The sequence below is a fragment of the Leptotrichia shahii genome, assembly GCF_008327825.1.
Taxonomy (GTDB): Bacteria; Fusobacteriota; Fusobacteriia; order Fusobacteriales; family Leptotrichiaceae; genus Leptotrichia; species Leptotrichia shahii.
Genome location: NZ_AP019827.1, coordinates 662,778 through 683,229 on the forward strand (window position 1 = coordinate 662,778; position 20,452 = coordinate 683,229).

Annotated in this window: 21 protein-coding genes; all 21 read left to right on the forward strand. The window is 27.8% G+C overall.

What is annotated here, in order from left to right:
* Positions 1–55: 55 nt before the first annotated feature.
* The 21 genes from F1564_RS03020 (at position 56) to argB (ending at position 20,365) form a co-directional block, all read left to right on the forward strand.
* Positions 56–1,312: a TIGR00341 family protein gene (locus F1564_RS03020; protein WP_018451472.1), complete on the forward strand. Its 1,257-nt coding sequence runs from the start codon at positions 56–58 to the stop codon at positions 1,310–1,312.
* 383 nt (positions 1,313–1,695) lie between these two features.
* On the forward strand, positions 1,696–1,884 hold the full coding sequence (rpmF, locus tag F1564_RS03025) for a 50S ribosomal protein L32 (protein WP_018451473.1): 189 nt from the start codon (positions 1,696–1,698) through the stop codon (positions 1,882–1,884).
* Between the two features lie 322 nt (positions 1,885–2,206).
* Positions 2,207–3,184: a beta-ketoacyl-ACP synthase III gene (locus F1564_RS03030; protein ID WP_018451474.1), complete on the forward strand. Its 978-nt coding sequence runs from the start codon at positions 2,207–2,209 to the stop codon at positions 3,182–3,184.
* Positions 3,185–3,388: 204 nt separating this feature from the next.
* Positions 3,389–3,751: a hypothetical protein gene (locus tag F1564_RS03035; protein ID WP_018451475.1), complete on the forward strand. Its 363-nt coding sequence runs from the start codon at positions 3,389–3,391 to the stop codon at positions 3,749–3,751.
* 51 nt (positions 3,752–3,802) lie between these two features.
* Complete coding sequence (gene fabD, locus F1564_RS03040; protein WP_018451476.1) at positions 3,803–4,699, forward strand: ACP S-malonyltransferase; 897 nt, start codon at positions 3,803–3,805, stop codon at positions 4,697–4,699.
* 293 nt (positions 4,700–4,992) lie between these two features.
* Complete coding sequence (locus F1564_RS03045) at positions 4,993–5,442, forward strand: prepilin-type N-terminal cleavage/methylation domain-containing protein (RefSeq protein ID WP_018451477.1); 450 nt, start codon at positions 4,993–4,995, stop codon at positions 5,440–5,442.
* The gene (locus F1564_RS03050) at positions 5,442–5,903 is read left to right on the forward strand and encodes a prepilin peptidase (RefSeq protein WP_018451478.1); all 462 of its coding nucleotides are present in this window, start codon (positions 5,442–5,444) and stop codon (positions 5,901–5,903) included. Before F1564_RS03045 ends, F1564_RS03050 begins: the two co-directional genes overlap by 1 nt.
* Before the next feature lie 14 nt (positions 5,904–5,917).
* Complete coding sequence (locus F1564_RS03055; protein WP_018451479.1) at positions 5,918–6,376, forward strand: type IV pilus modification PilV family protein; 459 nt, start codon at positions 5,918–5,920, stop codon at positions 6,374–6,376.
* 172 nt (positions 6,377–6,548) lie between these two features.
* Positions 6,549–7,022, forward strand: coding sequence for a prepilin-type N-terminal cleavage/methylation domain-containing protein (locus F1564_RS03060; RefSeq protein WP_018451480.1), 474 nt, complete (start codon positions 6,549–6,551; stop codon positions 7,020–7,022).
* Between the two features lie 151 nt (positions 7,023–7,173).
* Positions 7,174–7,794 carry a hypothetical protein gene (locus F1564_RS03065; RefSeq protein WP_018451481.1) on the forward strand — a complete coding sequence of 207 codons (621 nt, stop codon included), beginning with the start codon at positions 7,174–7,176 and terminating at the stop codon, positions 7,792–7,794.
* A 110-nt stretch (positions 7,795–7,904) separates the two neighbouring features.
* Entirely contained in the window at positions 7,905–9,323 is a 1,419-nt protein-coding gene (locus F1564_RS03070) for a hypothetical protein (protein ID WP_018451482.1), read from the forward strand.
* Between the two features lie 26 nt (positions 9,324–9,349).
* On the forward strand, positions 9,350–9,895 hold the full coding sequence (locus tag F1564_RS03075; RefSeq protein ID WP_018451483.1) for a hypothetical protein: 546 nt from the start codon (positions 9,350–9,352) through the stop codon (positions 9,893–9,895).
* Positions 9,896–10,008: 113 nt separating this feature from the next.
* Complete coding sequence (locus F1564_RS03080; RefSeq protein ID WP_018451484.1) at positions 10,009–11,232, forward strand: type II secretion system protein GspD; 1,224 nt, start codon at positions 10,009–10,011, stop codon at positions 11,230–11,232.
* Positions 11,233–11,605: 373 nt separating this feature from the next.
* Positions 11,606–12,607 carry a D-glycero-beta-D-manno-heptose-7-phosphate kinase gene (gene rfaE1 / locus F1564_RS03085; protein WP_018451485.1) on the forward strand — a complete coding sequence of 334 codons (1,002 nt, stop codon included), beginning with the start codon at positions 11,606–11,608 and terminating at the stop codon, positions 12,605–12,607.
* A gap of 54 nt (positions 12,608–12,661) precedes the next feature.
* Entirely contained in the window at positions 12,662–13,549 is an 888-nt protein-coding gene (locus F1564_RS03090) for an ROK family protein (RefSeq protein ID WP_018451486.1), read from the forward strand.
* Between the two features lie 37 nt (positions 13,550–13,586).
* Positions 13,587–14,630, forward strand: coding sequence for a type II secretion system F family protein (locus F1564_RS03095; RefSeq protein ID WP_018451487.1), 1,044 nt, complete (start codon positions 13,587–13,589; stop codon positions 14,628–14,630).
* A gap of 432 nt (positions 14,631–15,062) precedes the next feature.
* Positions 15,063–15,707, forward strand: a complete 645-nt coding sequence (locus F1564_RS03100; RefSeq protein WP_018451488.1) for an O-methyltransferase — start codon at positions 15,063–15,065, stop codon at positions 15,705–15,707.
* 280 nt (positions 15,708–15,987) lie between these two features.
* Positions 15,988–16,734, forward strand: a complete 747-nt coding sequence (locus F1564_RS03105; protein WP_018451489.1) for an endonuclease/exonuclease/phosphatase family protein — start codon at positions 15,988–15,990, stop codon at positions 16,732–16,734.
* Positions 16,735–17,107: 373 nt separating this feature from the next.
* Positions 17,108–18,157: an N-acetyl-gamma-glutamyl-phosphate reductase gene (gene argC, locus F1564_RS03110; protein WP_018451490.1), complete on the forward strand. Its 1,050-nt coding sequence runs from the start codon at positions 17,108–17,110 to the stop codon at positions 18,155–18,157.
* 26 nt (positions 18,158–18,183) lie between these two features.
* Positions 18,184–19,404 (forward strand): bifunctional glutamate N-acetyltransferase/amino-acid acetyltransferase ArgJ, encoded by a 1,221-nt coding sequence (gene argJ, locus F1564_RS03115; protein WP_018451491.1) that lies wholly within the window; start codon positions 18,184–18,186, stop codon positions 19,402–19,404.
* A 70-nt stretch (positions 19,405–19,474) separates the two neighbouring features.
* Positions 19,475–20,365, forward strand: coding sequence for an acetylglutamate kinase (argB, locus tag F1564_RS03120; protein WP_018451492.1), 891 nt, complete (start codon positions 19,475–19,477; stop codon positions 20,363–20,365).
* The last annotated feature ends 87 nt before the right edge of the window (positions 20,366–20,452 follow it).

Genomic DNA, 20,452 nt, shown 5'->3' on the forward strand with positions numbered 1-20,452 from the left:
AAATAGAAATTAAATAAGTTACTAATTTATAAAAATATAAAGGAGATATAGTAAAATGATAGAAAAAATAAAACATGAGAAATACAAGATTTTAAAAAGAAATATTATTGAAGATTCTGATTTTACAAAGGAAACAATGTTTATTCTGATTTGTGCAATGATTATAGCTTCAATAGGATTAAATACAAATTCTGTTGCAGTAATTATTGGAGCAATGTTGATTTCGCCACTAATGTCGCCAATTCAGTCGCTAGGATTGGGATTATCAAATGGAAATTTAAAAAGAGTTTATGTGTCACTTTTTAGATTGGGAATTTTTATATTAATAAGTGTAGTAAGTTCCACTTTTTATTTTTTAGTAAGCCCTATAAATGATGCAACACCACAGATACTAGCAAGAACTTATCCTACTTTATGGGATGTTTTAATCGCAATTTTTGGTGGAACTGCAGGAGTAATTGGAAAAACAAAAGAAGATGGTGGAAATGTAGTTCCTGGAGTAGCTATTGCAACAGCATTAATGCCTCCTTTGTGTGTAGTAGGATTTGGGATTGCTCATGGGAATCTGAAAATTTTTCTTGGAGCAGGATATTTGTTTATAATAAATGTATTTTTTATAATGATAGCAACATTAGTTGGCTTGATAGTTTATTCTGGAAATATTTTTGAAGCAGGACATAAAATTTCAATAAAAAAACAAATAATATTTTATATAGTAAGTTTAATCATAATTATTCCAAGTATATATACAGCAATAACTTTAGTTCAAGATACAGCGAGAGAAAATTCATTAAAAAAATTTATTTCAAAGGAATTAAATAATCATTATGTTTTTGATAATTCTGTTAATAAAAAAGATAAAACTGTTACTTTAAAAATTGTAGGAGAGGCTTTTAAAAAACAGGATATTGAAAAATTAGAAAAAAAACTGGAAAAATATAAATTAAAAAACTATAAATTAAAAATACAGCAGTTATCCAATGAAAAGTACTTAACAGCACAGGACTTATCAAAATATCTGAACGAAGAAAAAATAAAAGAAAATGCTGAAGATGTTTCATTACCGATTGAAAATAAAAATCAAGAAATTTTGGAAAATGATTTAAAAACTGTTGAAAATATTTTATATAAAAATTTTTCAAATAACATTAGTGAAGTTAAAATTGGGAAACTGATAGATGCAAATAATAATGAAAACTTTGTTGTTTTAATTATTGGAAATGAAACAATGACAGATGAAATTGCTGAAAAAATAAAAAATCTTGAGTTTAATACTGAGAAAAATTATAAAATTATTGTTGAAAAAAATTAAGTGACTGTGAAAGTAAAAGAGGTAAAAATTGACTAACAGTAGTATTTATAATTATAAGGAGCGGAATTTCTTCTCTCAAAGAGTGGAGAAAAACAAGAAATTTAAACATTAGACCTGTTTGGCAACTATATGTATTTAGAATTTAATAAAATAAAAATAATTTTTTTGTAACATAAATTGCATAATAAAATGTGATAAGATTTGATAAAATAATAAAAAGTTTTATGAATAAATGTAAAAAATAGATTAAAGCCTTGACAAATGGCTTTAGATTTATTATAATAATTTGTATAAGTGTAAAAAATTATGATTTTCTATAATTGTTTTTACAATATTAAATTAAAATATTAAAAATATAAAAATTAGAAAGGAGTCGATAAATAATGGCAGTACCTAAGAAAAGAACCTCTAAAGCGAAAAGAAACATGAGAAGATCACATGATTCAATTAAAGCTCCAAATATTATTGTAGAAGCTGATGGATCAATAAGAAGACCACACAGATTAAACCTTGAAACAGGAGTTTACAGAGGCAGACAAGTAATAGCTAACGAAGCTACAGAAGCTGAGTAGTTTGTCAAAGCAGGATTTTTTATGTCTTGCTTTTTTTTGCTCTTAGCTATTTATTAATTTGAATATGATAAAGGTAAAAGTTTAAAAAATTTATATAAAGACCTATTATGAATAAAAATTATGAAAAGAAATGATGAATTTTACTTGGATGAAAAAAGATTATACTCATAAAATTTTTACTATATCTTTGAATGTTTTTAGTTGTATTTTTAACTTTTTTATGATAGACTTTAGTAGAATAATTTTAAATTTGAAAAGTATAAAATTATGTAGAAAAAAGAAATATAAATACAAAAAAATAAAAATAAATCCGAGGTGAGATATGAAAGTTGGAATTTTAGGAACAGGATCTTATGTACCTGAAAAGATAATGACAAATGATGATTTAGCAAAGATTGTGGATACAAATGATGAATGGATAACAGTTAGAACTGGTATCAAAGAAAGAAGGATTGCAGATGAAAATGAAGCTACATCTGATTTGGCATTTAGAGCTGCACAAAGAGCAATTGAAACTGCAGGGATAGATAAAAATGAAATTGATTTGGTTATTGTTGCAACTATGACTCCTGATTACGGGACTCCGTCAACTGCAGCGTTAGTTCAGGATAAATTGGGGATAAATGCGGCAGCATTTGATTTGAGTGCGGCTTGTACTGGATTTGTTTATGCTTATTCGGCTGGTCATAGCTTTGTTAAGGCAGGACTTTATAAAAAGGTGCTAGTTATTGGGGCAGAAACTATGTCAAGAGTAATTGACTGGACAGATAGAGGAACTTGCATTTTATTTGGAGACGGTGCAGGGGCTGTTGTGCTTGGAGAAGTAGAAACTGGAGGTTATTTAGCAAGCCATCTTGTAGCTGATGGTTCAGGGGCAAAAGAGCTTTTAGTACCATCTGGAGGAACTAAAGAACCTGTATCAAAGGAAAAGATTGAGGCTAAAGATATTTATTTAAAGATGAACGGAAGAGAAATATTTAAATTCGCAGTAAGAGTATTTCCTGAAACAGTGGAAAATGTTTTAAAACAGGCTGGGATTGCTGCAGATGATATTGATTTGTTTATTCCGCATCAAGCAAATATCAGAATTATTGAATCAATTGCCAAAAGATTTAAACAACCACTAGATAAATTTTTTGTAAACCTTAATAAATATGGAAATACTTCAGCTGGTTCAATTCCAATAGCACTCGATGAAGCTATAAAGGAAGGAAAACTGAAAAAAGGAGATAAATTTGTCGCTACTGGATTTGGTGGAGGATTGACTTATGGTTCAATTATGGTCGAGATTTCAAAGTAATAATTTATTTTTAGTGAAATAGACAATCTAAAATAAGGTGAAAACTTGTAATTTTAAAAGTTTCGGAGTATAATATACTAGAAGATGTTTAAACTTGATACAAATTTGGAATTTAATAAAATAAATATTATAAAGCAAAGAGATTTTAACAAGAGTTTAAATATACAAAAAATACAAATTTTTAAATATTGAAGGAGGAAAGTTATGAATTCAAAAATATTTTGGGGACTGGTAATAGTCGTTTTAAGTTTATTTAAGTTCATACCTGAAGATATCATGAAGTATATTGTAAATTATCAGGTAGTAATGAGTCTTGTGGGTGTTTATTTCTTGGTTAAAAAGAAAAAACATGGATGGATTTTTCTTGGTGTAGGGGTATATTTGTATATTACTCACTATGTATGGGGAGATTTGCCGCTATTTATAGTTCCGTTACTCTTAGGACTAGCTGTTATGGGACTTGGTATAAAAGAAATTGTTGATAAAAGACAATTAACTAAATTTAGTAATAAAAATACTAAAGAACCAAAAGAAAAAGTAATTGAAGCAGAAGAAGAAAAGAAATAATTTTTTAAACTTTGGAAAAGATTTTTAGAAAAAATTAAGAGGAGAAGTTGTATGTCAAAAATTGCTTTTGTATTTCCAGGACAAGGTACACAGTATGCTGGAATGGGGAAAAAATTATACGATGAAGTAAATGATGAAAATAAAAAATTAATTGATAAAATTTTTGAAAATAATGAAGATGTAAAGAAAGTTATTTTTGAAGGAACTGACGAAGAATTAAAAAATACAAAATATGCACAACCTGCAATTGCATTATTTTCAGTTATTTTAACTAAATTATTAAAAGAAAAAGGTATAAATGCAGATTTTGTGGCTGGACATAGCTTGGGAGAATACAGTTCTTTATATGCGGCTCAAGTTTTAAATGAAATTGATACATTAAAATTGATTGCAAAAAGAGGGGAAATAATGAGCCATGCTAATGTTAGCGGGGGAATGGCTGCAATATTAGGACTTAGTGCAGCAGATGTTGAAAATATCTGCAATGGAATTGATGGAACTGTGGAAGCAGTAAATTATAATGAGCCAAAGCAGACTGTTATTGCTGGAGAAAAAGAAGCAATTGAAAAAAATCTTGAATTATTTAAGGAAAAAGGTGCAAGAAGAGCATTGCCACTAGCAGTTTCAGGACCTTTCCATTCATCATTGATGAAGCCTGTTGCCGAAACTTTAAAAAAAGAATTTGAAAATTATACTTGGAATGATCCAGCAATTCCAATTATTGCAAATACTACAGCAAATATTTTAACTTCAGCTAAAGAAATAAAAAATGAATTGTATAATCAGACATTCGGTCCAGTAAAATGGGTTGACACAATAAATAAGCTAGCTGAAAATGGAGTTACAAAGATTTATGAAATTGGACCAGGAAAAGTATTGGCAGGATTAATTAAAAAGATTAATAAAGAAATAGAAGTTATTAATATTGAAAATGTAGAAAGTTTGTAATTTTTATTTATAATGTAAATTGAAAAAGACTGACTTAAAAAGAGAATTTTTAAGTATAGTCTTTTTTTTGATATATTATATGCTATTTTCCATTTAAATAGCGAATTGATTATAAATTTTTTTGCAAATAATATAAAATATAACTTTTATTTTTAAATGAAGTTTAGTATTAAGTATAAATTTAAAATAAAAATTTTTAATATTTTTTAAAAATAATTTAATTTAATATTGACATTTTTTTAAAAATATAGTATAAATAATTAAATAAAAATTAATAAAAGAGGTGAGTAGTTATGGATAAGGTTATAAAAAATAATCAAAAAAAGATTGGAAAGATGAAAAGAAGGGAGGGAAATAAAAAATTACGAGAACGTGAAAAAGGATTTACACTTGTGGAAGTGATTTTAGTAGTAGCAATTATTACAATAATATCAGCAATTGCTGTACCTCAAGTTGGAAAATATTTGAATAAGGCTAATAGAAGTAAAGTTATTGGAGCAGTTGCAGAGCTTAATAACACATCAACTTCTTGGAGTATTGACCATGGAGGAGATTCGCCTAAAAATCTTCAGGATATTTTGACAGAACATGGAAACTTAAATAAACTTGGAATTGGGTTAGATAGTAGTGGAAAATTTAAAATTGGGAATATTGAAGGAAATGTTGTTTATCAGAATGGAGAAATTTTTGCAAAAATTTCTGCAGGAAGCAAGGCATTTGCAGGGGAAGAAATTAGAAAATAATGAAACTTGAAATAATAAATAGTATAGTCGAAGTTATTAAATATTGTATTTTTTTTAGAATAATTTGGGTTGATATAAAAAAGAGGATAATTCCTGAAGAGAGTGTTGTTGTTTTAATTGTTTTAGGATTAATATCGGCAATTCAAAATGATAATTTGGAAAAGTATTATTTGGGAATTTGTGCCTATTCAATGCCGATGATAGTGCTTTATATTTTAGAAGATTATTTTGGAAAAACGCTGATAGGCTTTGGGGATGTGAAGCTAATGATGGGGATTGGTGGACTTTTGGGATATTTTGGGATAGAGAAAATATTGAATTTTTATATGATTCTATATATTTTTTCAGGAATTATTGCTTTTTTATTTTTATTTTTGAAAAAATGGAAGAAATATGAATATATACCATTTGCACCGTTTATTATCGCAAGTTATGTTATTTTTGTAATTTTTAAAAAGTGAAAGCTGGTGAAAAAATGGAAAAAAATAGGGGAGAAACGTTAATTGAAAGTCTTATTTCAATGTTTTTTGTTACAGTTGCCATTATTCCAATTTCAAATTTATTTTTAAAAACTTTTCAAACAGATGTGAAAGTAGATGATTTAAATAAAAAAAATGTAAATATTGAAAATATGATTGAAATAATAAAGGCAAAAAAATATGAGGAAATATTGAATTTTAGTGAAAAATATGAGATTTTAAAAGTGGATGATTTTTATGATAGATTTGCAATTGAAAAAAAGTATCAAGTTTTAAAAAATTTGGAGCAAAGGCAGGATAAAAATGGAAAAATTCAAGAGAATAAAATGAATGTGGAAATAAAGAGAACGGATGGGTATTTTATTAATGAATATGGAAATAAGAAGTATGTTTTTGAAATAAATATTGATAAAGTAAAGGATTATTACTTTCCTGATTTTGATGAACAGAGTTAATTTTAAAAATTTTCCATTAATTGAATTTTGTAGATTTTTAAAAATTAGGGAATAATGGTATTTATAAAACTAGATCTTTTATCAAAAAATAGAAAAAATGTAAAAAAATAAAATGGAATAATATTGTATTGATTGTATAAATTTATAAAAAGAACAAAAATTAAGGGGGAAAATGATTGGAAAGGTAAAAAATAGAAGAAGCGGATATTTATTGGTAGAAATATTGATAAGTATGTTTATATTTTCTGTGCTTGTTTTTGTCATCTCTGTATTTTTAAAACGGATAATCATTGTAGAAAAGGCTAAGAAAGATAATCAGAAAATATATGAGAAAATGTATTTTTCAATGGATAAAATGGTTTTGGATATAAAAAATAGGGATTCGCAGAAATTTTCTTATGAAGGAGAAAATAATAATATTTTGGTTAGGGAAAATTTGATAGTTTTTAAATTAAATGAAATTTTTTATAAAATTGAATATGACAAAGGAAAACTTTTCGTTTCAGATGCTGAAAATATTGGAAAATTTGGAAGTAAAGTGGAAATTGGAAAATTTAATGAAGTAAAATTTGAAAAGGCAGGGAAATTACTGATTATTCGATTAAAGGAAAATAAAAATGAAGATATTAGGATTATAAAAATTTAATATTATTTATATTTTTTTCTTTAACACTGTTTCTCGTTAAGAATAATAGTTTTGTTATAATTTTTATTCTTTAAATAAGATTTAGTTTTATAAGAAAGTTAAGTTTTTGTGTTTGAATAATTAAATTCAATGTAAATTGAGGTTTTAGATAATGAAAAATAGATATTTTAGTTTGATAAGAAGTAAAAAATTGAATAGGAAAAAATCAAAATCAGATAATAAAATAACAAAAAATAATAAAAGAAATGTAGGAGCAAGTCTAGTTTATGTTCTAGTGGTTTTGTCAATAATATCAGCATTTTCAATTAATTTTGTGTATTATGTGCAACAAAAGAAAGATATGGTATTTTTGAAAAGCCATAAAGAAAATAAAATAGAGAAAAAAATTTTGGTTCAGATGGAAAATAAGAATGTGGAAAAAATTTTGGAAAGAGGGATTAATTTTGATGGAAATTTGATTTTGATGGGGAAGAAAGAACGGTATTTTGATAGTATTTTAAAAAAAGATGGAAAGAATATCGAATTTAAAAATTTAATATTTTTAGTAAAAGATACTGAAAGCATTGGAAATTATAGGATTAAATCTATAAGTGATGAAAATAATAATGAATATTCTTTACCGCTTGAGGAAAATAAAGTTTATAGTGAATTAAAAATTGTATTTGCAAGGAAAATTTTAGGTGAAGAAATTTTGTTTCAGGAAAAAGTTGGGTTTAGGAGGGGAAGTCCGCTGGAGGTGGAGATGAGGGTTGTGGAATCAGAATTTTTATAGGGTTGTATCCAATGTTTTTTTGGGTAAAATTATAGAATTTAAAAAATTATAAAAATAAAAAATACTATATTATTTAAAAGATTAATAATTAAAATATTAAAGGGGGAGTGATGGAAGAAAAAATAAAAATATATATAAGAAGCAGAAATAAAGTTTATATATATTTTAATAATGAAATATATTTTTTTGAAAATCAAGAGTTGGAAATGGCTCTGGAGTCGTTTTTTGAGGAAAATAACATTGGAAAAAATTTAAAATTGGCTGTAATTTTGCATTATTCGTATTTTTTGTTTGATAATTTTAATGGAAATGTGGCAGAATCTAGCAAGAAGGAAAATAGTGTTGAAGATTCAGGGAAAAAATCTATAAAATTTGAAGATATTTCAGGAATTTTAAAGAAAAAAATTAATTTTGTAAAAAGAAAAATGGTTATAAATCATTTTGAAAAGCAGTTTTTAGATATTTATTTGGACAAAAGGGAAATTTTTAAAATAAAAAATTGCTTAAAAAAATATTCGGCAGTAGTTTCAGAACTGAAAGTTGATTTTGAAACTGTTTATAGTTATTTTAAGGATAAAAATTTTGAAGCAAATCAGAGAGAGAAGTTTGAAAATGAAAATAATATTTTTAAAAACGAAGGAAATTTTCAAGATGTAAATGGGAATATTGAAGAGATTCAAGAAATAGAGATTTTTAAAAATGAGGATGTAAAAAAAAATCAAGAAATGGAAGTTTTTGAAAATAAAGCTGTGAATAGAGATTTTGCTGAGATTGAAGAAATTGATATAAATGAGAATAATAACTTAGAGAATGAAAATGATAAAATTGAAATTTTGCAGTTGGGGGAAGAAAATAGCCTTAGAATTTTGATCGAGAACGAGAAAATTATTGAGATTGAAAAAATTGAATTGAAAATTGAAGATGTGGATGATGTTGAAAATTTTGATTTTGGAGATATGATAGTTGTCGGAGATGGAGAAAATGATGTAAAAATTATATTTTCAGGGGCAGAGTTTTCGGATAATGTTGATTTTATGAAGAAAAGGGCTGTTTTTGATGGGGAAAGTGTGAAAAGTATAAAGGTTTTGGATATTGCTATTGCTGGAATTTTTATATTTGCATATTTCCTGATTTACAATTTAATTCCGCTTCAGAAAAAAACTGTGGAAAATGAAATTATTCAGAAGGAGATAAAGTCGCTAGAAAAGGATTATTTGAAAAGAAAGGCTGAAGAACTTCCTAATTATTCAAAGGAACTTACGACTCTTCGTGAAATTGATAACGGAATAAAGAGGCGGGAGTATTATTCAGTTATAAAATTTTTAGTTGAAAATAGTAAAAATGGTATTGATTATACGAAAATTAATTATGAAAAGGCAAAATGGACTGTACAGGGGGAAATGGAAAATTTTAATAATTTTGAGAAACTTGAGAATAATATTTTGAGAAGATATCCAAATTCTGAATTGGGGTATTTGAAAGATAATGATACAGCAACGGTTTTTGAATATGTGATTGAGCCATTTTAAAATTAAAAAATAATAGGAAGAGAAAAATGATAAAATTAAATTTTAAGATAATGATACTTATAGTTGGAATTGTTTTTATGTTGGTAAGTATTAATAAAAAGTATGGAAAATATAAGGAAATTTTGAATAATAGAAAAATTTTAATTGAAAATAAAAGGAATTTGGAAAATAAAATTGTGAATGTGGTGGAAAGTAAAAATGCCGAAAGAAGCAAAATTATGAGAGAATATAACGAAATAATCGCAATTGCAGAAAAATTGTCGTTTTTGTCAATAAAAAATGAATCGGAATTTAAGAAAATGATTTATGTATTCTCACACGACAGTGGACTGAAAATGAAGGAAATCTCAAAGTCTGAGAATATATGGGAAAGAAATGGGTACAGACTTAAGTATATTCATTTTACAGTATATGGAAGTTTAAATAATTTTGGAAAATTTATTTATTTTGTGAACAAAAGTAAAAAATATATTGACACATCTAAAATATTTATGGAACTTACGAGCGATGGATTTAAAATCTCACTGGGATTTATAGAGAAGGTTGAAAATAAAAGTAAAATTAGTATTTAGTGAGATTTTTTATTGCAAAAAATGTAGAAGTTAGATATAGAGGAACGATTTATTATTAAAAAATTATAAAGAATAAAAAGATCAAAATTGAAAAAAGGGGAGGAATTAAAATTTTGAAGGGAAAGAAAAAATTTAGGTTTATAACTGCTTTAATTTTGTTTTTTTATTTTTCAGGAAATAATATTTTTGGAGCAAAAGTAGCTGATTATGTTAATAAAAGTGATGTTGAAAATGCTAGAAAAATATTTATTTATGAAGTTCCAAAGAAAGTGCAAACTGATAATAAAAAAAAGACAAATGATGGGAATAAAGCTAAAAACAATAGTAATCAAGATAGTAAAAATAGTCAGAATGTAAATAAAAATAATAATTCTGCCAATAAAAAAGAAGAAAATAAAAATAAAGGAAGTAACCAGAGTCAAATTCAAAATCAAGTACAGCAAACTGTGAAGGAAATAAAAAAGAAAACTGGAGAAGTTGATTTGGAATATAGAAATGGGAAGGATATTACTGAGGCACTTAATGGTTTTTTTGGGTTTGAAGTGATTGGAATTGATAATAAGGTAATCTTTAGCGGAGATGAGAATAAAATCGAAGAGATGAGAAGAATTATAAAATCACTAGATAAAGAAAAGGAGCAAGTTATAATAAAGGGAACTATAATTGATACAAGTTCTAATTTATTTGAGAGACTTGGTATTGACTGGAGCATAAATGGTGATAATGCAAATACAAGCAAGGATAATTTAGTAGCAAAATTTTTGAATGGAGAAGTTTCAATTGCCTCAATTTTTTCTAAAGGAGGAAAGTTTTTAGGGATAGATTTTAATTTATTGAAGGAAAATGGGGATATACGGATTGAGGCTATGCCGACACTGATGATTATGGAAAATGAGGAAGGAGAATTGAAGGTTACGGAAGAAGTACTGGTTGGAGAAAAGAAAACTACGAAAAATGATACTGAATATGTAGAGCCAATTTTTTCTGAAGCCGGAATTGTTTTTAGAATAAATCCTGAAATTAGGAAAATTAATGGAGTGAAGAAAATTTTGCTTAAAATTGATACAGAAATAAGTAATTTTAGACTAACTTCAAGTTACAATGCCTCTTCTGGTGCTAAACAAAAAAACCAGACAAAAACAACAATTACATTAAATAATGGAGGTTCGACTTTTATTGGCGGATTAAAGCAGGATGTAAGTAAGGAGACAATAAGAAGAGTTCCATTTCTATCAAAAATCCCTATAATTGGTCCACTATTTAAGTATCGCAGAAATAATAGGGAAGTGCGGGATATTTATATTGAAATTGAAGCGATTATACAAGATAAAACTTAATAGATAAAATAATTTTTTTGATTTTTTTCAAATCATATAAAAAATTTATAAATTATACTGGAAATTTCAAAAATATGTAGTATAATATTAAGTAAAGACTATAGTAAAACTACTTTAAAACAGAATACAAAGGTTATGACTATTTATTCAAACCCTGAGTTTATATAATTTTAATAGTTTGATTTTAAATAGGTTCGAGTATGAAATTAAAAATATAATCGAATTCTTTTAATATTAAATTTAATATTGAACTGTCATATTATTTCTTATTTAAAAATAGCAAATTTGTCATAACTTTTAAATTTAGTTTTGAAGCGTGTTTTTAATGAATATAATTATAAATTAACTAATTTGAATTTAGGAAAGGAAAAAAATGGTTTCAATTCAAAGGATTGAAGAAATAATAAAAAAATTTAATGATATTAGAATAGCTGTTATTGGTGATATGATGTTAGATGAATATTTGATTGGAAAAGTAAACAGAATTTCTCCAGAAGCTCCTGTTCCGATTGTGAACATAGAAAAGGAAAGATTTGTACTTGGAGGAGCTTCAAATGTAGCAAATAATTTGACTTCGCTTGGAGGAAAGGCTTATGTCTATGGGGTTATTGGAAATGATGCTAATGGAGAAAAATTTGTTAAAGAACTTGAAGTCAAAAATGTAAATTCTGATGGAATTGTTAAAGATGATACACGTCCAACGATTATTAAAAGCAGAGTTTTATCTCAAGGACAGCAGTTGTTAAGGTTAGATTGGGAAAAGGATACTGATATTTCAGAAGATATTCAAAATAAGATTTTAGAAAATTTTGAAAAGAATATTGAAAATATTGATGCAGTATTGCTTTCAGATTATAACAAAGGATTGCTTACGAATAATTTATCTAAAAAAGTAATTGAAATAGTTAAGAAACATAATAAAAGGGTAATGGTTGATCCAAAACCGCAAAATTTTAAAAATTATGTTGGAGCAACTTCAATGACTCCAAATAGAAAAGAAATTCTGGATTATTTTGGAATGAAAAAATTTACAAGTGAAGAGCAGATCGCTGAAAAAATGGCACAATTAAAGGAAGAACTAAAATTGGATAGTGTTGTGCTTACTAGAAGTGAAGAGGGAGTTTCATTATTTAAGACTAAACATAAGAGAATACCGACTGTGGCAAGGGAAGTTTACGATGTGACAGGTGCTGGAGATACATTTATATCAACATTTTTACTTTCAATATGTGCTGGAGCGGATTTATATGAGGCTGGGGTAATTGCAAATATGGCATCTGGAATTGTAGTTGCAAAAATAGGAACAGCTGCTGCGACACAAGATGAAATATTAGAATTTTATAAGGATAATGATAGTATATTAAAAAGTATATAAAAATTAACAGTTATAGAAATTAAGATAAAAATAAAAAGAAAAGGAAGTGAAGTTATGGCAATTATTGCAGCAGTTGAAGCTGGGGGAACTAAATTTATTTGTGGATTGGGGACAGAAGATGGAAAGGTTATAGACAGAATAAGTATTCCAACTACAACGCCAAAAGAGACTATGGAAAAAGTCGTCGAATATTTTAAGGACAAGGAATTTGATGTAATAGGAGTTGGAAGTTTTGGACCAATTGATCCTGTAAAAGGTTCTAAAACTTATGGATATATTACAAAAACTCCAAAACCTTACTGGAGTGATTATGATTTAATAGGAGAATTAAAAAAACATTATGATGTTCCAATGGAATTTGATACTGATGTAAATGGAGCGGCACTTGCGGAAAGCTGGTGGGGTGCTGGAGAAAATCTTAAAAATGTTATGTATATTACAGTAGGAACTGGAATTGGTGCTGGAGCAGTTGTCGATGGAAAAATGCTTCAAGGGTTAACACACCCTGAAATGGGTCATATATTTTTAAAAAGACATAAGGATGATAAATTTGAAGGAAGATGTCCTTTTCATAAGGACTGTATGGAAGGAATGGCAGCAGGTCCTGCAATAGAGGACAGATGGGGTAAAAAAGGATTTGAACTTGCTGACAGATCTGAAGTTTGGGATATGGAGGCATATTATTTGGCTCAAGCTGTAGTAAATTACATTTTGATTTTATCACCACAAAAAATAATTATGGGTGGAGGAGTTATGAAGCAAAAGCAACTGTTCCCATTAATTAGAAAATACGTATTAGAATTTTTGAATGGTTATGTTCAAAAAGAGGAAATTTTGGAAAAAATTGATGATTATATTGTTTATCCTGGACTTGGAGATGAAGCAGGATTTGTTGGTTCAATTGCATTAGGAAAAATTGCGTTGGAAAATAGTAAAAAATAAAAATTAATTGATAATTAATCAGGGGGGATTAATTAAAATGAGAAATATTATAAAGGGCAACGAAACCAAAATAAACGAAAAAGATTTGCTATCTTTTACTAAAAGCGTGTATTATTTGTTAAATGGTAAAATTTCACTAATTGATACACTTGGAATTATTGCTCAGAATTATGATGGAGATTTGAAAAACAGGATAATTCGTACAAAACAGCAAATTGAAAAGGGAGTTTCACTTCATAGGGCTTTTTCTAAAATTACTTTAGATAGAGAATTTATGGAAATGATTAAAATTGGGGAAGAAACTGGGAATTTAGAAATAGTTTTTAAGAATTTGTATGAAAAGTATGAATTTAATCAGAAAATAAAAAAAGATATAAAAAATTTAAGTATTTATCCATTAACAGTTATAATTACAGCGTTAGTTATTGTATTTATACTGTTAAAGTTTGTTGTACCTAAATTTGTCTTAATTTATTCAGATATTGGGCAGGAATTGCCGAAAGTTACACAGATTGTTATAAATATTAGTAAAATAGTTGATAAATATGGAATTATTTTATTGATGACTATAGTTTTTTTGTTCTTTTGTTTAAAAAAATGGAAAGAGCAAAATGAGAAGATTTTTGAAAGAAAAATTTTAGGAATAAAAGTTATTGGAAAAATGTATAAAAATATTTGTATATTAAATTTTACGAGAAATATGTATTCTTTGACAGATGCTAATGTTCCGTTAATTCAATCCCTAAAAATGTGTACAAATTCTAAAAGCTATGTTTTAAATGAAGAGCTGAAAAAAATTATTTTGAAAATAGAAAAAGGTGAGAGTATTCAAAAATCATTTAAAAATACAACTTTTTTTGACAATGAGTACATAAGTTTTCTCACAATTGGAGAAAAGACTGGGGAAATGAAAATATCATTTTTTAACCTAAATGAAATTTATTACGAAAAAGTTAGTGAAAAGATAAAATGGATTTTGAAAATGTTTGAGCCACTTTCAATAATTTTTATTGGAATAATTATTGGGTTGATCGTATTTTCAGTTATGTTGCCTATTTTTAAAATGGGGGAAATGTTGTAAATATCAAATGAAAAATATAAAAAATTAAAATTGAAAATTAGAATTTTGGATTTAACACAAATAACTTTATTCTTCATTATTAAAATATAGAATTTATTATGAATTTTATTAGTAAAGAGGAAGAAAGATTTCTTATAAGCAAATAAATAAAATATAATATATGTTTTTAATAAGAGGAATAAGTTGTTTGGTTTATCTAAAGTAATTTGGATTATAGTAAAGTTTAAAATTAGACTCAAAAGTTATGAGCATGTTACTTAAATTTTATAGGTTTAATTTTAAATGGATGTTAATAGACGATAGATATGTTCGATAACCTAAGTTTTTATCTTTACAAGGGATCAATATTCCTTGCTTCAGAATATTTATTTTACTAAATTCTGAGTTTGTATAGTTATCAAACAGGTCTAATAAAAGAAAAAAGGAAAATTTATGATAGAAAATTTTATAGAATCATCAAAATATACACAAAATTTGTTTAAAATAAAAAATGAGATCGTACAGGAAATAAAAAAGGAGAGTTTAGAACAAAATGTCCCGATTATTACAGATGAAGTGCTAAAGTATATGATTTTTACTGCAAGAAATATAAAAGCGAGAAATGTTTTGGAAATTGGCACGGCGACAGGATATTCAGGACTTTTTTTGGCACAAATCGCTAATGAAAATGATGGATTTTTAACAACAATGGAAATTGATGAAATTCGTTATGGAAAAGCTGTGGAAAATTTTAAGAAACTTGGATTATTTGAAAAGAATAAAATGGTTTTTGGAGATGCTTTAAAAGAAATTCCAAAACTTGATAAGAATATGAAGTATGATTTTATTTTTATTGATGCTTCAAAAGGGCAGTATTTGAAGTTTTTTGAAATGAGTTATGAACTTCTCAATGAAAATGGAATTATTTTTATTGATAATCTCATGTTTCGTGGACTAGTTGCGGCAGACAAGGAAGAAATTCCAAAAAGATATAAGACAATTGTAAAAAGACTTAAAGAATTTATAGAAAAATTAAATGAAGAGTATAATTTTGTACTTCTGCCGTTTGGAGATGGAGTTGGAATAGTAAAAAAATAAATCCTGTTAGACATATTTGGCAATTATTAAATATGGAAAGTATTACTCAAGAAGTCAAACATCTTGTCAAAAATAAAAGAAAAGTATTAAAGTTGTCGAATATATTTATTTAATAGATATGTTCGATAACCTAAGTTTTTTATCTATACAAGGGGTCAAGACCCCTTGCTTCAAGATATTTATTTTATTAAATTCTAAGTTTGTATAGTTATCTAACAGGTCTAATGTTAAAGTGATTTGTATAATTTTGTGAAGATACAAGAAAGAGAAGTGAGGAGAAATGAAATTTCTTTTGTATAATATTCGATATGGGACTGGAAAATATTTGAATCAGCCGTTTAAGCATATGCGAGGGTATTTGGGACGCTCTGTAAGGCATATATATCGCATTGGGAAATTTATTAATAAATATAAGCCTGATATTGTGGGACTTGTAGAAGTTGATCTTGGCTCATTTAGAATGTACAGCAGAAATCAGGCTACGCTTCTTGGGAGAATTACGAGAAATAATAATGTTTATCAGTATAAATATGAGGAAGATTCTAATTATATGAAATTTCCGATGGTGAGAAAGCAGGGGAATGCTTTGCTTTCTAAAAATCCTGTTTTACGAGAAGAATTTCATTATCTGGATATTGGAATGAAAAAATTGATTATTGAGGTGGAAACGGAAGATGTAGTAGTGTTTCTGGTTCATTTGGCACTTGGGGGAAAAACACGACAGAAACAGATTGTTCAGCTTTACAATTTTGTGAAAAACTGCAAAAAGCCAGTTATAGTCGCTGGAGATTTTAATGTGTTCTGGGGTGAAGAGGAGATTGAAATGTTTTTGCAAGCTTCAAATTTACGAAATATAAATATAAGGAAAGATTTTACTTTTCCAAGCTGGAATCCAAAACGAGAACTTGATTTTATACTTTGTTCAGAGGAAATAAAAGTAAAAAGTTATAAAGTTATACAAACTCAGCTTTCAGATCATCTGCCAATATTAGTTGATTTTGAAATTGTAAAATCAGAAAAAAGATAGTTTTTTGTTCATAAAATCTAAATCATTAATTTTGTTAATGGTATCATTAAAAACTTATATATTTGATATATTGATTTTGTATTATTTTTCTGCTATAATAGATTTATCAAAAAATAAATTAAAATGATAGGAGGAAAAGATTATGAAAATGATAAGAAGGATAAGGGATAATAAATTTGCACAATTTAATTATAAACCCTTGTCAGATGGTGTATAATCATTTTTATAATGGATTCCTGTTTTACATAAAAATTTTAGTTTTGCCAATGACTTTTGGGTTGTTGGCTCTTTGTTTTTATATACAATTTGTATAATTTTATTTAGAGCCTGTAAAAAGGGCTTTTTTTTATAAAAAAGTAGGGAGATGGTAATTATGATAAAAGTTGGAGTTATTGGAGCGACTGGGTATGCTGGGCAGCAGCTTGTATGGATATTGAATAATCATAAAGAAGTGGAGATTAAATTTATTTCTTCGTATTCAAATGCTGGAGAGAATATAAGCGAGGTGTATGAAAATTATAAAAAATATTTTGAGAAGAAATTGATTTCGCAGAAAGAGGCTGAAGAGAGTTTTGGAAAAATTGATGTGCTGTTTTTGGCATTGCCACATGGATTGTCGGAAAAAATGACTAAGAAGGCACTTGAAAATGATGTAAAAGTTTTTGATCTGGGAGCAGATTTCAGGTTAGATGATTCAGAAACTTATGAAAAATGGTATGATGTTAAACATGAGTTTCCTGAAATTAATCAGAGTGCAGTTTATGGCTTACCTGAACTGAATAGGGGAAAAATAAAGAAAAGTCAAGTCATTGCTTGTCCTGGCTGTTATCCGACATCGGCGATACTAGGGACAGCACCACTTTTGAAAAATAAAGTTGTAAAAACAGATAAAATAATAATTGATTCAAAGTCTGGGGTTTCAGGAGCAGGGAGAAATGCGAAAATAGATACAATTTTTACAGAAGTAAATGAAAGTTTTAAGGCTTACGGAGTTTTAAAGCATAGACATACGCCTGAAATAAAGCAGGAAATGGATAAACTGTCAGAAAGCGATATAAACGTAGTGTTTACTCCGCATTTATTACCGATAAATAGAGGGATTCTTTCAACAATTTATTTGGAAGTGAATGAGGAATGGAAGGAGAAGTTGACTGAAGAAAAAATTTATGAAATTTATAATGAGTTTTATAAAAATGAGTATTTTATAAGGGTTACTGAAAATTTGCCCGAGATAAAAAATGTAAAAAATAGCAATATTTGTGAAATTGGTGTCCGTTATGACTCGAAAACTGGGAATATTATTGTAATTTCTGCGATTGATAACCTTATAAAAGGTGCAGGAGGTCAAGCTGTTCAAAGTATGAATATTATGTTTGAGCTTGAAGAAAATATGGGACTGGAATTTTTATCAATGTATATATAAGTTAATTTTTAAAAGGAGTGATGTTTATGAAAATAATAAAAGATGGGACAATTACTAATGTTAAAGGGATAAAGGCGGCAGGAATATCGGCACAGTTGAAAAAAAGCGGGAAAAAAGACTTGGCATTGATTTACAGCGAGAAAAAGGCAGTTTCAGCTGCGGTTTTTACAAAAAATCTTGTAAAGGCGGCTCCGATTATTTTAAATATGGAAAATATAAAAAATGGAAATACACAGGCGATTATTGTAAATAGCGGGAATGCTAACTCGTGTACTGGAGAAACTGGACTTGAAAATGCTAAAAAAATGACAGAATTTGCAGCAAATGAGCTGGGACTCAAAAAAGAGGAGATTTTGGTACAGTCTACTGGAATTATTGGGGTTCAGCTGGATATGAAAAAGATAGAAACTGGAATTAGTAAAATTTGCAAGGAAATATCGGAAAATGGGGGAAATGATGCGGCAACTGCGATTATGACAACGGATACTTTTACAAAACAAATTTGTGCAGAAATTGAAATAGATGGAAAAACAGTAACAGTTGCAGGAATGGCAAAAGGTTCTGGGATGATACATCCAAATATGGCTACAATGCTTGCTTTTACAGTAACGGATGTAAATATTGAAAAATTGTTGCTGCAAAAAATATTTTCCGAAATTACAGATAGCACATTTAATATGATTTCAGTTGACGGAGATACAAGTACAAATGACATGGCTTGTGTTTTGGCGAATGGACTTGCGGGAAATGAGAAAATTGTTGATGAAAATACGGATGGATATATTGAATTTAAAGAGGCATTGCATAAAGTAAATGAGGAATTGGCTAAATTAATTGCAAAAGATGGCGAAGGTGCTACAAAATTAATTCAAGTTACGACAAATGGCGCAGAAACTCAGAAAGATGCAAAAAAAGTTTCAAAATCAGTTATCACTTCAAGTCTTTTCAAGGCGGCAGCTTTTGGTGGTGATCCTAATTGGGGAAGAATTTTGTGTGCGGTCGGATATTCAGAGGCAAATTTAAAAACTGATAAAGTTAATATTTTTCTAAAAGCTGGAAATGATATGGTTCAAGTTGCGAAAAATGGGATGGCACAAGATTTTGATGTTCCGATGGCTGAGAAAATTTTGAAGGCTGAAACGGTTGAAATAATTATTGAGTTAAATGATGGGGAGTTTGAAGCGACTGCTTGGGGATGTGATTTGAGTTATGATTATGTGAAAATTAATGCGGAGTATCATACTTAATATTTTTTAAAATTAAATTTTTGAAAAACTCAAAAAATGAGAAAAATTTTAATAAAAAGAAAGGAAAAATATGATTTCAAATTTAGATAAAGCAAAAATTTTAGTAAAGGCGTTGCCGTTCATAAAAAAGTATCATAGTAAAACGATTGTAATTAAATATGGCGGAAGTGCGATGGTCAATCCTGTTGCACGTGAGCAGTTTATTCAAGATGTAGTTCTTATGAAGTATGTTGGGATAAATCCTGTGATTGTGCATGGTGGCGGGCCTGAGATAAACGAGATGCTTCAAAAAATTGGGAAAGAGAGCAAATTTGTTGCAGGAAATCGTGTAACTGATGAGGAAACTATGGAGATTGTGGAAATGGTGCTTTCAGGGAAAGTAAATAAAGGAATTGTTGCGGATATTAATAAATATGGCGGAAAAGCTGTTGGACTTAGTGGAAAAGATGGGAATATGTTGTTTGTTGAGAAGAAGTTTGTTGAAGTTGATGGAGAGAAGGTTGATATTGGGTTCGTTGGAGAGATTAAGGAAATTAATACGGAAGTTATAAAATTGTTGGAGTCGAATGATGTGATTCCTGTGATTTCGTCTATTGGAGTTGATAAAAATGGTCAGACATACAATATTAATGCAGATTATGTGGCAGGTGCGATTGCTGGGAAATTACAAGCTGACAGATTGGTATTTTTGACGGATGTTGATGGAATATTGCTTGATTACCATGATAAGCAGACACTTATTGATGAAATTGATGTGAAAAAAGTGAATGATTTAATCGAGCGAGGAATTATTAGTGGTGGAATGTTGCCAAAAGTTATGACTTGCTTGAATGCAATTGAAAATGGAGTGGAAAACGTCGTTATTCTAAATGGAAAATTGGAACATTCTATGATTCTTGAGTTGTTTACGGTTGAGGGGGCTGGAACGTTAATTAGAAAGCATGAAAATTCAAAAAGCTAAGATTATTTGAGAAAGCGAAAATATTCTAAAGTTGAAAATTAGAAAATTTTCAAATATCTGCAATAGAAAATTAAGAAAGAAGTGATA